Origin of the sequence: Gordonia sp. 852002-51296_SCH5728562-b (assembly GCF_001665475.1) — a bacterium.
Taxonomy (GTDB): Bacteria; Actinomycetota; Actinomycetes; order Mycobacteriales; family Mycobacteriaceae; genus Gordonia; species Gordonia sputi.
Map to the genome: position 1 here is coordinate 1 of NZ_LZMI01000065.1, position 14,201 is coordinate 14,201.

Here is a 14,201-nt window from a genome sequence, read left to right on the forward strand (position 1 = left end):
ACCATCCACACCGACCTCTCCATCACCTGGACCAGCACCCGCACAGGCGAAACCATCACCACCTACCCACGCTGACCGAGTCTTCCTGTGGCGGCGTGCTTTGCGCGATGATGTGGTGATCAAACAAGGAGCATCTGGAGTTCGCTCTACACGGCTGTCGTATGTCTGACCATGCTGCATCACGTGCCATCGACAGAACTCCAGGACGCGATCTTCGCGGAGGCGCGTCGACTCGTGACCGCGGACGGCATCTTCCGGGCGACGTCGAGGTGGAGACGAACGAGTGGGCGGTCTGCTTTCGCGCGCGACCCTGACCGCGCGTCCCTGACGGTGACCCACGCACCAGGTCGCAGGTCACCAGAACGCAACGCGGCCCCCGCCATCTGCGACGTCGTGTCGCATGAGGCGGGGGCCGCGTGGGTCGTGTCCGTCCATGTCAGGCCGCGGTCTTGCGCGGGCGGCCGCGGGGGCGCTTGCGCGCGATCACAGCACCACGCTCGAAGATCTCGCCGCCCCAGACGCCCCAGGGCTCGGCACGATCAAGCGCAGCCTGCAGGCACTGCGCCCGCAGCGGGCAGTCGGCGCACATGGCCTTGGCACGCTCGAGGTCACGGGGGTCTTCGGCGAACCACAGGTCGGCGTCGGCTTCCTGGCACGGAAGGGTCGAAGCGGTCAGTGCCGGTGCGGCACTCAGCGCGTTCCCGGCAGCGACCTCACGGTCCGCCGAGATACAGGACTCCAGAACACATTCGACGGTCATCTGGTACTCCACATCTGTTCGAGGTTGGTCATCGTCTGTGGCGATGGCCCTCGGCCTCGACGTGATGGGAGTCGCCGATCCACTGGTGTGGTGGTTCGGTGATCCGTCACGAGAAAGGCCACGGGTCGCCTTGTGCGATTCACCCGTGGCCGTTGTGGCTGTCGAAACCCTCCTACGTGGAGAGATCCCGAGTCAGTACGGGGAACCGCTGCATCGCTCGCTTCGCTGCGGCAGTGCTCGCTACCGGTGCTGCCGGTGGGAAACCGGTGGCACCGAGACACGGTGCGGGCTGCAGGTCTGCAGCACGCCAGGCGTGGTCACTGACGGCGTATGCGCGCGGCGCATGGTGCGTGATGCGATGAGCATCTGGCATCGCTGCGATCGATTCGAAGAACACAGCAGCTGCCGCATCGTCGACGATCGTCTTCGCAATCACGATTGCGTTGGCGATTCCGTTCACTGATCCACTCCTTTCGGTCTCGATGGTTTCGCGAGGGGTCGTGGCACACATGAATGTGCCGGTGACCTTCCCGTGCTGACGCGAACCAGACTATTCGGTTCGCCGTGGAGCGCACAACCTATTTTTGACCTGCGGTTTTGACGATTTCGATGACCTCTTCGCCGTATTCGTTGAGCTTGGCGGCACCGATGCCCGAGATCGACACCAGCGCAGCAGAATCCGTCGGCCGCTGCTCTGCGATCGCGAGCAATGTCTTGTCGGAGAAGACGACAAAGGCGGGAACCTTCTTCGAGTCCGCCCGGGTGCGGCGCCACTCCTTGAGCGCCACGAGCAGGCCCTCATCGAGATCCGACGGACAATCGGCGCACCGGCCGAGCAGAGTTGCAGTCGAATCGAGCAACCGCGACCCGCACACCCGGCACGTCGGGCCCTTTCGCGGTGCTCGCTTCGACGCCGGCGCGATACGCGACGCGGGCGAGTCGTCGGGCACGAGGTCGGAGAGGAATCGCGAACGACGTCGCGCACGACCACCCTCGTTGCGGGCGATCGCCCACGAGATGTGGAGGTGTTCGCGGGCTCTGGTGACGCCGACGTAGAAGAGTCGACGCTCCTCCTCGACGTCGTCGAACGATCCCTTGATGGCCTGACTGATCGGCAGCGATCCCTCTGTCAGTCCCACGAGGAACACCGCATCCCATTCCAAACCCTTCGCCGCGTGCAGCGATGACAGCGTGACGCCCTGGACGGTCGGTGGGTGCCGAGCCTGCGACCGTGCGTCGAGTTCTGCGACGAGTTCGGGCAGTGTCAGGGCGGGGTTGTCGGCAAGCATGTCGTCGGCAAGCCCGGATAGCGCACGCAACGACTGCCAACGGGCCTTCGCCTGTGCACCGGTCGGCTCGTCGTCGGACATGCCGAGCTCGCCGAGGACCGATCGCACCACCGTGGTGAGTTCGACGTCGTCGCGGATTCCCCGCTGCGCCACGAGCGAGAGCTGCCGCATGGCCTGACGGACCTCGGCCCTGGTGAAGAACGCCTCGCCGCCACGCACCTGGTACGGGATGCCCGCTTCGGTAAGCGCCTGCTCGTGATTCTCCGACTGTGCGTTTATCCGGTAGAGAATTGCGATCTCGGAGGCGGGTATGCCCGAGTTCATCAGACGCTTGATGGCCGACGCCACGGCCGACGCCTCGCTCGGCTCGTCGTCGTATTCGGCGAACTCGGGTTCAGGGCCGGCGTCGCGCTGTCCGATCAGTTGCAGTCTTGTCCCGGCGATCCGTCCGCGCGCGGCCCCGATCACCCGATTGGCGAGGCTGACCACCTGCGGCGTCGACCGATAATCGCGTTCGAGGCGCACGAGCGTGGCGTCGGGAAATCGGCGGCCGAAATCGAGAAGGTACTTCGGCGTGGCGCCGGTGAACGTGTAGATCGTCTGGTTGGCGTCGCCGACCACGGTCAGGTCGTCGCGGGGACCAAGCCAGGCGTCGAGCAGACCCTGCTGCACCGCCGTCACGTCCTGGTACTCGTCGACGACGAAACACCGGTAGCGCGAACGGAATTCGTCGGCAAGCCCGGCGTCGGACTCGATGATCGTCGTCATGTAGATGAGGAGGTCGTCGAAGTCGAGGAGGCGGTCGCCGTCTGGTGAGACCTTGGCGTCCTCGTAGGCGGCAAACGCCTTGGCGACCTGCGCGGCGGGTGCGGGCGTCTCTCTGGTGGCACGAGTGACGGCAGCGACGTAGTCCTCGGGTCCGATGAGCGAGGCCTTTGCCCACTCGATCTCTGACATCAGGTCGCGCACGGTGTCGGTGGAACTGTCGAGTCCGGCCTTGCGTGCCGCACGTCCGACAAGTGGGAACTTGTTGTCGAGCAGCTCCCACGACGCACTGCCGAACGCGCGCGGCCAGAAGTAGCGGAGCTGGCGCATGGCCGCAGCGTGGAACGTCTGCGCCAACACGCTTGGACCGCTGACGCCAACGCCGAGCGACCTCAGCCTGCCGCGCATCTCCCCCGCAGCCCGCGCCGTGAACGTCACGGCGAGCACCTGACCGGGATTGACCTGCCCCTGATCGATCAGATAAGCGATGCGTCGCGTGATGGTGCGTGTCTTGCCGGTACCCGCACCCGCCAGCACACACACCGGACCGCGCGGCGCGAGGACTGCGGCCCGCTGCTCGGGGTCGAGTCCGTCGAGGATGCTGCGGTCACGTGCGGCGCGGGGCGGTGAGGGGCTGTCGGACACGGGTTCCACTATGGCACCCCCATACGACGCCGCCGCGAGCCCGCTCGCCGCTGTCCACAAGCGCGCCACACCTCACCGTCGAGGACAGGCCGGGAACACGCGCCGACGAGTTCGTGTTGTGGATGCCATGAGCGAGACATCTGAAAACCAGACCCCCGCCGCGCTGACGATGTACACCACGTCGTGGTGCGGCTACTGCGCGCGACTCAAGACGGCCCTACGCAGCTCGGGCCTCGAGTGGACCGAGATCGACATCGAGCGCAACCCCGACGCCGCCGAGTTCGTCGGCAGCGTCAACGGTGGCAACCACGTGGTTCCGACAGTCCAGTACGCCGACGGCACGACCGCCACGAACCCGTCGATCACCGACGTCAAGAAGAAGCTCGGCGTCTGAGACAGACCCGGTCAGGCGGGCGTGCGCGCCCAGGCCTCGACCAGCGCCCGCGCGATGGAGATCGAGCCGGGCAGCAGGAGCCGAGGGGCGTCCTCGCCGTCGGCCCCAGCACCTCCGGCATTGTCGGGTTCGGGCATGCCCCGCAGCCATTCGTCGCCACGGTCGAGGGCCTCGAGCACCTCGGTGCGCGTGAACCATTGCGCGTCGCCGATCTCGCCGTCGAGAAACTGGAGCGGCTCGTCGGGGTCGCCGAGCGCGGAGAAGCCGAGCATCAGTGATCTGGGGAATGGCCACGGCTGAGATCCCAGGTAGCGCGGCTCGCTCACGGTGATCCCGACCTCTTCGTGGACCTCACGGATCACGCACTGCTCCAACGACTCTCCCGGTTCGACGAAGCCCGCGAGCGTCGAGTACCACCGATCGGGCCAGACGGCCTGGCGTCCGAGCAGGATTCGGTCGGCGCCGTCGTGGACGACGGTGATGATCGCGGGGTCGGTGCGCGGGAACTCGTCGACGCCGGTCTCCGGATTTCGACGTACCCAACCGCCACGCGCAGGGACGGTGGGCGAGCCATTAACCGGCGAAAACCGGGCTGTCGCATGCCAATTCAAGATGCCGAGCGCGGTGGCGAGGAGTCCGGCCTCGTCGGCGTCGAGTCGGGAGGCTCCACGTCGAGGATCGGCGGTCTTGCCATCGAGTCCTTCGACCCTGATCGTCCACAGGTCGGTGTCGGTGTGTGCGAGGAAGACCGCGTCGGCCGGCGGCTCGTCTCCGAACTCCGAACTGCTGACCCACCGCAGCGCCCCGTCTGGCTCAACGGGATAGCGACCGCCCGTATCGATGCGAAGTACGCGCGCAGTCGGCCAGCCTGCGAGCATACGGTCGGGTTCGTCGCGGACCTCGTCGGCACGGTTGAACGTGCCCCGGGACAGCAGCGGCGGTTGGTCGAAGACAAAGGCGCCCATGAAGACTGTTCTACCCCGACTCACTCGCCGGTGGCGAACCTCAGTCGCCCGCGCCCTTGCGGACGTACAGCAGGCGGTCGCCTGCCTCGATCTGCTCGACCTCGCTGTCGTCGACACGGTGCAGCACACCGTTACGCAGCACGCCGAGGACGATGTCGCGGGTGTGGGCGGGTGAGCCACCCGTTTCCGTCGGATCGACTTCGCGTTCGGCGATTGCATACCCCGCGTCGGGAGTCAGCAGGTCTTCGATCACCTCGACGACCGACGGAGTCATGGTCGCGATACCGAGGAGCCTGCCCGCCGTCTCCGACGACACGACCACCGAGTTCGCACCCGACTGCCGCATCAGGTGCGTGTTCTCCGACTCCCGGATCGACGCGACGATCTTCGCGCGCGGGTTGAGTTCGCGCGCCGTGAGCGTGGCGAGAACGGCGGTGTCGTCGCGATTGGCGGCCACGACGATGCTGGCGGCGTGCGCGACACCGGCCAGCCGCAGCACATCGGACTTGGTGGCGTCTCCGCGGACGGTCACGAGACCGTCGGCCTCCGCATGCTCGAGGACTCCCGGATTGTTGTCGACGACGACGATCTCGGCCGGCTTGATGCCGTCGCCGATCATCGCGTCGACCGCGGTGCGACCCTTGGTGCCGTACCCGATGACGACGGTGTGGTTGCGCAAGTTGTTCCTCCAGCGCTGGATTTTGAGAGCTTGGCGGGACCGCTCGGTGAGCACCTCGAGCGTCGTTCCGATCAACACGATCAGGAACAGCACGCGCAGCGGGGTGATGATCAGCAGGTTGATCAGTCGGGCCGACGGAGTGAACGGTGTGATGTCGCCGTAACCGGTGGTCGACAGCGTCACGGCCGAGTAGTACATCGCGTCGAGAAACGAGAGCGGGTTCTCCTGGACGTCGCGGTATCCGCTGCGGTCGACGTAGACGAGAACGGCCGTGAAGAACAGCGCGACTACCGCGAAGATGACCCGACGCCCGATGGCGCGAGCCGGACTCTGCTTGAGCTCCGGAATACGGACGACGCCGACGAGCGCGTAGTCGGGGCCGTCGGACAGCTCCTCGCCCCGCCATCGACGTCGGAATCCGCGTCCGCGCATCAGCCGAACCACTTTTGCTTCACAGGGTGTGAATCTAATGCATCCGGGAGGTGTATCACTGATCCGACTCTCGCGCGAGCAGCGCGACGAGATCGTCATGGTCGGGCAACACCTCGGGCTCGAGCGTGTAGTTGTGCCGAACGTAGTGGAACGCAGCGCTCACCCGCTCCACCGGAACACCTGCGAGCTGCGCCCACGCGATCCGGTACGCCGCGAGCTGAATGTCGACGGATTCTCGTTGCGCGCCACCGACGGTCGAGCCCTTCGAGGCCCCGTCACGCCGACCACCGGGTACCGCACCCGTCTTCCAGTCGACGACGACCCACGAGCCGTCGGGCTCGGCGAACACCGCGTCGATCCGGCCGCGGATCACCGTGTCGCCGATGACCGTCTCGAACGGGACCTCGACCTCGCTGGGATTCCGCGACGCCCACTTCGACGCCAGGAACGCCTCGCGCAGCGCGTCGAGATCGGCGTCGGGCGAGGCCGACGAGTCGGCGGCACCCGGTAGTTCGTCGATATCGAGCAGCCGCGTCGCACCGAACCACCGCTCCACCCATGCGTGGAAAGCGGTACCGCGGCGTGCCGTCGGATTGGGCCGAAACGGCGTCGGACGGCGGAGTCGCCGTGCGAATTCCCTTTCGTCCGCGTCGAGTTCGACGAGTTGGCTGACCGACAGGTGCGTCGGGAGTGCGACGTCGACGAAGGCCTGGTTGCCTCGGTGGTGCTCGGCGAGCAGGGCGTCGACCTCCGCTCTCCACTGCGCGATCTCAGGTTCTTCCGCGATCTCAGATTCTTCCGCGATCTCAGATTCTTCCGCGACCTCGGGATCTTCCGCCGTCGCGCCCGACCCGGCGACATCACCCGCGGGCGCGTCGAAGAGCGCCGGAGCGCTGCGCGCGGCGACCGCGTCGAGGACGAGTCGGGCGGCCGCGTCGACTCCCTCGCGGCGCGCACCCAGCCGATCCGCGGGCCACGGCGCGCGAATGACCTGTTCGGCCAACGGGTTCGTCGCACCGTCGTCCGGCGGCGGGGCGAGCTCGTCGATGCTGAGGCCCTCGGAATCGACGGCAGGGTCGGCGATGGCATCGGAGACGATGGCGACGAGCTCGTCGAAGAATTCCGACCCGCCACGCGGTTTGTCGCCGGTCTCGCTCCAGTGATGCGCCGAGACGAGCAGATCGTGGCGCGCTCGCGTCAACGCGACGTAGAGGAGTCGACGATCTTCCTCCAACCGACGCTCGTCGATCGCCTCCTTGTGTAGTGTCAGCGCCTCGGCGAGCTCTTTGCGGTTGCTGATGCCTGCGCCTGCGAGGTCGAAGGTCGGGAAACCCTCCCCCGTCCCCGGCTCCGCGAGGTCGCCGCGCAGCGGCCCCGGCAGTTCCTTGGCGCTGCGCATCCACGTCGTATCGGCCCGCCCGCCGGGAAAGATCCGTGCGGCGACGTGCGGCAGGGCGACGACATCCCACTCCAGGCCCTTGGCAGCATGCACCGTGAGGATCTGGACACGTTGCTCGGCCACCTCGATCCGGCCGGGCTCGAGTCCCTTCTCGATGGTCTCGGCGGTGTCGAGAAAGGCCAGCAGGCCGGGCAGATTCGCGCCGGGACGGTCGGCGTACGCGGTGACGTACTCGGCGAAGGCATCGAGATGTTCGCGGCCGGTGATCGCGCCACGCATGCGACGGGCCCTGATCTGAGCCTCGATGCCGACACCGATCGTGTTCTCGACGTCGGCGACGAGCTCGGGCAGCGGCTGGCCGATGCGCCTGCGCAGCGCCTCCAGCTGCGCGCCGAACGCCCGGATACGTGCGTATCCCTGCGGTGTGTACGCATCCGGATCGCCCGGATCGACGACGGCGTCGGCGATTCCGGCACGGTCGACGACCTCGGTCGGCAGCACGGCGTCGAGCGCGGCATCGAGTTCTTCGCGGCTGGTGACCGCACCACCGGACGCAGCGATGGCGTCGGCGGCGAGGTTTGTGGCACGGCGCCACAGTGCGGCGATGTCGGCTGCGCCCAACTGCCAACGCGCGCCGGTCAGGAGCCGCATCGCCGCGGTCCCGGCCATCGGATCGGCCATCAACCGCAGCGTCGCGACGACGTCCTCGATCTCCGGTACATGGAGCAACCCGCCGATACCGATCACCTCGGCCGGGATTCCCCGACTCTCGAGTTCTGCTGCCAACGGTGCCGAATCCTCGTTGCGACGCACCAGGATCGCGACGGTCGGTGGGTCGACGCCGTCACGCTCGGCGTCACGGTAATGGCGTTCGATGGCCTCACCCACCCATGCCCGCTCGTCGACGACCGTCGGGGTGAGCGCCATCGAGACGGTCCCCGACGGCGCGTCGGGTCGCGGACGCAGCACACTGACCGGAATTCCTCTGCGCCGCAACTCTTCCGACGTCCGGTTCGCCAGCTCGAGCGTGTGTGAGGGGTTACGCCAGCTCGTCAGCAATTCGAGTCGTTCCGACGGCTTGCCGTCTGAGCGCGGGAAATCGGCGGTGAAGCGAGGAAGATTCGCCGCCGACGCGCCGCGCCAGCCGTAGATGGACTGGATCGGATCGCCGACCGCCGTGACAGCGACCGTCGGAATGCGTTCGCCTCCGGACGCTTTCGTAGCCGCACCGCCGAACAGCGTGGACAACAGGATGCGTTGCGAATGACCCGTGTCCTGGTACTCGTCGAGAAGCACGGCCCGGAACGAGCGCCGCTCGCCCGCCGCGACATCCGGATTGCGTTGCACCAGTTGGGCGGCCAGCGACATCTGACTGCCGAAGTCGAGAGCGGACTGTTCACGCATCGCATCCCGCAGCGCTGCCACCATCGGCAGCAGTTCGCGACGCTCGTCGATGACCTCCTGGATCTTGATGAGGTCTTTGCTCGGTGCCGCACGCTGCCGCGGACCGGGCGGCAACGTATCGACCATCGACCGCAGATCGTCGCCCCATGCGGTCAACGTGTCGAGATCGACGAGGTGTTCTGCCATCTCGCCGTGCAACCGCAGCACGGCCTCGGTCACGCCGGAGGGCACCTTGGTGGTGTGCAGCGGCCCCGTCCAGTTCGACACGATCGAGAACGCGAGCTGCCAGAGCTCGGTCTCACTCAGCAGCGTCGAACTCGGTTCGACGGGCAGCAGTAGCCCGTAATCGGCGATGAGCCTGCCCGCGTACGCGTGATAGGTACTCACCTCGGGATCGGCGGAACGCAGCCGTGCGGCCAGCATGCCGTCGGGGTCCCAGTTCACCAGGGCTGGCGACCCCGCGAGCATCGAGAGTCGACGCCGGATGCGGGCCCCGAGTTCGCTGGCCGCCTTGCGGGTGAACGTGAGTCCGAGGATCTCGTCGGGTGAGACCATTCCGTTGGCGACGAGCCACACGACCCGCGACGCCATGGTCTCGGTCTTGCCCGCACCGGCACCGGCGACCACGAGCAGCGGTTCCAGCGGCGCCTCGATCACCGCGACCTGTTCGGTTGTCGGTAGGGGCAATCCGAGCGCGGCGGCCAGCGAGGTCGCGGAGACACGCGCGCGCCTCACATCGACGTCAGTCATCGATCACCGCCTTGCCACGCAACTGGGCGGGACAACTCGTGTGCAATGCGCAGTGTCCGCAGCCGGGGTTGGGCGTCGCGTCGAACACCGGCCCGACGCTCGCCTTGGCCGCCGACCGCACCACGGTGATCCACTCGTCGAGCAGTTCGGGCGTCAGCGGAGGTTGGACACGCTCGGCCGCGCCCGTCGACGCATTGTTCGCCGACACGAACACCAAGCGCCCACCCCCGGGTTCGAGGGTGCCGTCGGCGTCGGGCGGAAACTGCGCCGCACCGCCGTGCGCAAGCGCCACCTGGTAGGCGGCGAGCTGTGCGTGCTCCTCGGCATCGGCGCGCGACACCGCGGTCTTCGCGGTCTTCACATCGACGACGACGGGCCTGCCCGCCGAGTCGGCCTCGAGCCGGTCGACGCGACCGCGCAACCGAACCGGTGGATCATCGTCGACGCCGGGCACCGTCGCGTCGATGGCCGATTCGACACCACGCTCGCGCAGGTCATCGCGCGAAATACGCAGCCAGTCACGGAAATTGGTGAGCATCTCCTCGGCTCGTTCCAGCTCGTGCGCCGAATACCACGCGGCTCCGGTGTCGACGCGCTCCCAGATGTCGCGCAACGCGCCGGTCACCTCGGCCGGATCGATGTTGCCCGCAACCGCCTGCACCAGCGTGTGCACCAGACTGCCCGCGATCGCGGGCGTCGCATCGCCGTCGCGCCCACCGTTGCGTTCGAGCAGCCAACGCAACGAGCACCTACTCAGACTCTCGATATTCGACGGCGACAGCGTGATCGGCCCGTCGTCCGGACGCCACAGCGGCGCATCGGTGCTCACCTCTGCCAGACCGAACCAGTCACGCGGGTGCGCACCCGGTATGTCGGAATCGGCAAGTGTGGCAAGGAGTTCGGCGGCCGCCCTGGTGCGATCGTCGAGTTCTGGCTCCTGCGCACCGGCGATCACCACGGACCGTAGGGTGGCCACCAGCGACGGAAGCGACAGCACACGATCGACGCCGGGATCGAGCGCGACGCCCTCCATGACCTGCGGCGCCTCCGCGTCCGTGTCGGACGCGCTGCCGAGAGCCGCGGCGATTTCGGCGACGAACCTCGACGGCGATGCGTCGCCACTACCGTCCTCGACCGCTGTGACGAGGAGTCGACGCCGCGCCCGCGTACACGCGACGAGCAGCAGACGTCGCTCGTCGGCCAGCGCCCCGGCACCACGCGTGACGACGTCGATCCCGTCAGGTGCGACGCCGTCGAGCAGATCGACAAGTTCGGCGGTGGCGAGCACGCTGCCCCGACTTCGCAACGAGGGCCAGAGCCCGTCGAGGACACCCGCGACAGCGACGACCTCCCACTCGCGGCCCGCCGCGGCGTGCGCGGACAGCACAGTCACGGAATCGGCTGCCGCAGAGGCGGTTCGGGAATCACGCGGGATCTGCAGCTGGCTCAGGTAGTGCACGAATGCCGCGGGACCGGCAGACGGGAGGGTGTCTGCGAAGTCGCCTGCCGCCTCGAACATCGCCATCATCGCGTCGAGATCGCGGTCGGCCTGCTCACCCGCGGGCCCGCCCCGGATCGCACTGCCGACCCACCGACGCTCGAGCCCACTCGCCTGCCATGCCGCCCACAGCGTCTCCTCGACGCCGCGTCGGGCACGATGAGCGCGCAACGCCGCAGCGATCACGTCGAGTGCACGGCGCAACGGCGCGGCTTCGGCGTCGGACAGCGCGCGCAGGTAGCGCTGCGCAACCTCGCCGTCGAGCAGCGCCTCCCGCAACGATGTCAGCGAATCACGTTGCGCTGCAGTCACACCCGCGGCGTCTCCCGCCGACGACGCAGCCCGCTCCGCCTTCTCGTCGCACCTTCGCACACCACGACGCAGCCGGCGCATCGCGCCCGGATCGGCAGCTCCGATGGGGCCGGTCAGCAACGCGACGGTGTCGTCGATGGAGAACGTCTCGTCGGGAGAAGGAGCTTCCTCAGCTGCGTCCGAGCGCGCCGCGACCGCGCACAGCACCGTCATGAGCGCCGCGACGGACCGTTGCCGGTGGATCGGCAGATCGGAGGTGGGCGTCGTGAGCGGGACGCCCGCGGATCGGAACGCTCGCCGCAGCGCGGGCAATGCGAGATGGACCGATCGCACGATGACCGCCATGTCGGACCACGGGACACCCTCGAACAGATGGGCACGACGCAGCAGGTCGGCGATGGCTGTGGCCTCCTTGGCTGCCGACGAGAACACCCTGACCGCCGCGGCGGCCTCGTCGTCCGCGGTTGCCGACGCGCGTGGATAAGGATGCGGCCGAGCACCGGGGAGCCGCGATGCGAGCGCGCGGCCGACCTCGCCGATGTCGGGATGCGAGCGGAAGTTCTCACTCAACACGATGTCGCGTTCGGACCCCGGATCGGCCAGTCCGTCGGCGAAACGCGGACTCGCACCACGGAAACCGAAGATCGACTGGTCGGTGTCGGCGGCGATGATCGTCGATTCGGTTCCGGTGCCGACGAGTCGGACCAGTTCTGCGGCCTGCGGGTCGAGGTGCTGCGCGTCGTCGACGATCAGGTGCCGGATGCGACTGCGCTGCCCCGCGAGAAGCTCGGGATCTGTCGCGAACGCCGACAGTGCCGACCCGACGAGCTCTGCGGCGTCGACCGCGGGCGCCGACGCACCGGGAGTCGCGAGCCCCACGGCCCCGCGCAACAGCATGTTCTGCTCGTACTGTGCATACGCGCGCGCCGCGGCGATCCATTCGGGACGCCGGTGTGCGCGGCCGAGCGACGCGAGTTCTTCGGGGCCGACGCCACGTTCAGCGGCCCGCATCATGAGGTCGCGTAGTGCCTGCGCGAAGCCGTCGGTGCCCAGCGCGGGACGCAGCAACTTCGGCCAGTAGCCCGCACCGTCTTCGATATCGCCCGCGAGCAGTTCCCGCAGCACGACGTCTTGCTCCGAACCGGTGATCAGACGAGGCGGCGGATTGCCGTGCGCGCTCGCCTGCAACCGCAGGATGGCGAACGCGTACGAGTGGATCGTGCGGACGAGGGGTTCGCGCAACGCACCGCCTGCACCTGTTCCGAAGCCACCCGACGCCGCCAACACCCTGCGGGTGATCCGTTCGCGCAGCGCGACCGCCGCGCGCCTGCTCGACGCGAGCACGAGGATCGACTCCGGGTCCGTGTCGGCAGACAGCAACCGCGCGACGGCGGCGTCGACGACGAGCGACGTCTTGCCGGTTCCGGGCCCGCCGTGCACCCGCCAGGGTTGCCAGCCCGAGCCGTCGCCGGGGGCAGGTGCCTCACCGTCGATCACAGCCTGCACCTGCGCGGGCCAGACCCTCGGCTGCGCGGCCCCCTGCGCACCGTCGGGCCCGGTGGTCGATGCGACGAGATGGGTGCGCATAGCCGTGCCGCCACCCTGCCCCTCACGAGAGCGTGTGCGGGGTGCCTGAGTCCGGGACGGTCCCGGTCCCCCTTGTCGTCGAGCCACGAGTCCATCGAATCACGCGCCTCCGACACCCGTTCCGACGACTTCCCCACCCGGACGAGCAGCCGGGGTGGCGCACCCCGAACGCATACGGCGCGGGGCATGATGAGTTCATGGCTCCACTGCATACCTACGTCTTCGGCCCTCCGGACGGCCCGTCGGTCGTCGCACTGCACGGTCTCACCGGCCACGGCCGACGATGGGAACACTTCGCGTCGAGCAGCATTCCCGAGCTCCGCGTGATCGCACCCGATCTCCTCGGGCACGGCAGGTCGCCGTGGCGGCCACCGTGGGGCCTCGACGACCATGTCGACGCCGTCGCGACCGCTGTCGAGACACAGCTCGGCGCCGACGAACCGTTCGTGCTGGTCGGTCACTCGTTCGGTGGTGCCATCGCCGTACGCCTGGCAGCCCGGATGCCCGACCAGGTCCGTCGGCTCATCCTTCTCGACCCCGCACAGGGCCTCGACCCGGTGTTCGCGCTCGAAGTCTCGACCGACAGTCTCGACAACTGGGACTACGCCAACGCCGACGCCGCGCGCGCCGCGAAGCTGTCCGAGGGATGGGCCGAGGTTCCCACCGACGACCTCGACCGCGAACTCGACGAGCATCTCGTCGACCGTCCACACGGCCGGGTCGGGTGGCGGATCAGCGCACCCGCCGCGGCGACGGCGTGGAGCGAGATGGCCCGACCGTTCGTCCTGCCACCGCGAGGCGTCGGGACCGACGTCGTCGTCGCCGACCGCGTCGACCCTCCGTTCGTCGGTCGCGCATTCCTCGACGCCTGCGCAGCAGAACGCCCGGGCGTCGCCGTCCACCACGCCGACTGCGCACACATGGTGCCGTTCCTCGAGCCCGACCTGTGCGCCACACTCATCCGCGAGGGCGCAGGTCTCCTCCCCGAAGGCAGGTGAGGAGTCGTTGGCTCCGATCAGCGAGGCCGACGTCGAAGCCGTGCGCGAGCTGGTCGCGGCAATCCCGGTAGGCCAGGTGAGCACCTACGGCGACCTCGCGGCCGCAGCGGGGCTCTCGTCGCCGCGCATCGTCGGTTGGATCATGCGCACCGACACCGCCGACCTCCCGTGGCATCGGGTTGTTCCTGCGTCGGGGCGCCCCGCGGCACACCTGGCGACGCGTCAACTGGAACGACTACGCGCCGAGGGGGTACCCATCCGCGACGACCGCGTCGCGCTGCGTGACTGCCGCTGGGAGATCTCACCTCCGTGACGTGCTCCCGA

General features: G+C 68.3%; 10 protein-coding genes. 3 read left to right on the top strand and 7 right to left on the bottom strand.

The annotated features are described in order from the left end of the window. Positions 1-436 precede the first annotated feature (436 nt). The 3 genes from A5766_RS12095 to A5766_RS12105 form a co-directional block, all read right to left on the bottom strand. Entirely contained in the window at positions 437-760 is a 324-nt protein-coding gene (locus tag A5766_RS12095) for a WhiB family transcriptional regulator (protein WP_039854811.1), read from the bottom strand. Positions 761-932: 172 nt separating this feature from the next. Further along, complete coding sequence (locus tag A5766_RS12100) at positions 933-1,220, bottom strand: hypothetical protein (RefSeq protein ID WP_064904901.1); 288 nt, start codon at positions 1,218-1,220, stop codon at positions 933-935. Between the two features lie 118 nt (positions 1,221-1,338). Next, complete coding sequence (locus A5766_RS12105) at positions 1,339-3,459, bottom strand: ATP-dependent DNA helicase UvrD2 (RefSeq protein ID WP_064904960.1); 2,121 nt, start codon at positions 3,457-3,459, stop codon at positions 1,339-1,341. A gap of 127 nt (positions 3,460-3,586) precedes the next feature. Between A5766_RS12105 and A5766_RS12110 the strand changes: the two genes are divergently transcribed. Next, a complete protein-coding gene (locus A5766_RS12110; protein ID WP_049698979.1) occupies positions 3,587-3,853 on the top strand; it encodes a mycoredoxin in 267 nt (88 codons plus the stop codon). An 11-nt stretch (positions 3,854-3,864) separates the two neighbouring features. Here the strand turns inward: A5766_RS12110 and nudC are convergent, their stop codons facing one another. The 4 genes from nudC to A5766_RS12130 are packed head-to-tail and all read right to left on the bottom strand — an operon-like array spanning position 3,865 to position 12,879. After that, on the bottom strand, positions 3,865-4,818 hold the full coding sequence (gene nudC / locus A5766_RS12115) for an NAD(+) diphosphatase (RefSeq protein ID WP_064863724.1): 954 nt from the start codon (positions 4,816-4,818) through the stop codon (positions 3,865-3,867). 40 nt (positions 4,819-4,858) lie between these two features. Beyond that, positions 4,859-5,929, bottom strand: a complete 1,071-nt coding sequence (locus tag A5766_RS12120; protein ID WP_064863723.1) for a potassium channel family protein — start codon at positions 5,927-5,929, stop codon at positions 4,859-4,861. A gap of 55 nt (positions 5,930-5,984) precedes the next feature. Next, complete coding sequence (locus A5766_RS12125) at positions 5,985-9,482, bottom strand: ATP-dependent DNA helicase (RefSeq protein WP_064863722.1); 3,498 nt, start codon at positions 9,480-9,482, stop codon at positions 5,985-5,987. Then, on the bottom strand, positions 9,475-12,879 hold the full coding sequence (locus A5766_RS12130) for an ATP-dependent helicase (RefSeq protein WP_197501441.1): 3,405 nt from the start codon (positions 12,877-12,879) through the stop codon (positions 9,475-9,477). The genes A5766_RS12125 and A5766_RS12130 overlap by 8 nt, the downstream gene beginning before the upstream one ends. Before the next feature lie 197 nt (positions 12,880-13,076). Between A5766_RS12130 and A5766_RS12135 the strand changes: the two genes are divergently transcribed. Both A5766_RS12135 and A5766_RS12140 read left to right on the top strand, forming a co-directional pair. Beyond that, positions 13,077-13,877 carry an alpha/beta fold hydrolase gene (locus A5766_RS12135; protein WP_064863720.1) on the top strand — a complete coding sequence of 267 codons (801 nt, stop codon included), beginning with the start codon at positions 13,077-13,079 and terminating at the stop codon, positions 13,875-13,877. A 7-nt stretch (positions 13,878-13,884) separates the two neighbouring features. Further along, positions 13,885-14,190 carry an MGMT family protein gene (locus tag A5766_RS12140; protein WP_064863719.1) on the top strand — a complete coding sequence of 102 codons (306 nt, stop codon included), beginning with the start codon at positions 13,885-13,887 and terminating at the stop codon, positions 14,188-14,190. Positions 14,191-14,201 lie beyond the last annotated feature (11 nt).